General features: G+C 67.5%; 1 pseudogene. It reads left to right on the top strand.

What is annotated here, in order from left to right:
• Window positions 1-75: pseudogene (gene rpsO / locus LPA54_RS40125) on the top strand (30S ribosomal protein S15); the annotation flags it as partial.
• Between the last annotated feature and the right edge of the window lie 344 nt (window positions 76-419).

Genomic DNA, 419 nt, shown 5'->3' with positions numbered 1-419 from the left:
AAGAAGGACATCCAGCGCTTCCGTGCGCTGGTCGAGCGCCTCGGCATCCGCCGCGGTGCGGCGGGCGCCAAGTAAGACGCCGTGAAGGGAGCGGTTCCCGGGACAAGGGGGCCGCTCCCTTTGCTGTACGTGCGGAGTGTCACCACGCCTTTGTAGTGTGGTAGCACAACGCAAGAACGCAAGAACGCAAGAACTACGACTCAGGGTGATGTCCCGCGCCGCATCGGGTATGCGACCCACGGACATCACACCGGACGTCATCCGACGTCCCCCGTACGAGGGGAAGCGCACCTCGCCGCCGCCGGTCCTCGGTAGTGGCCCCCGGGAGAGTGAACCCCGGGTGCTTCGATCGAAGACCGGCCCGCACCAGTGGAGCGCTTCTCCGCCCCGTCCCTCCGCCACACGGGCGAGCGGGACGA

It is taken from the genome of Streptomyces sp. DH12 (assembly GCF_020873895.1).
Classification (GTDB): Bacteria; Actinomycetota; Actinomycetes; order Streptomycetales; family Streptomycetaceae; genus Streptomyces.
The sequence above is the reverse complement of the archived record's forward strand: the minus strand, read 5'-3'. Positions and strand labels throughout refer to the sequence as shown.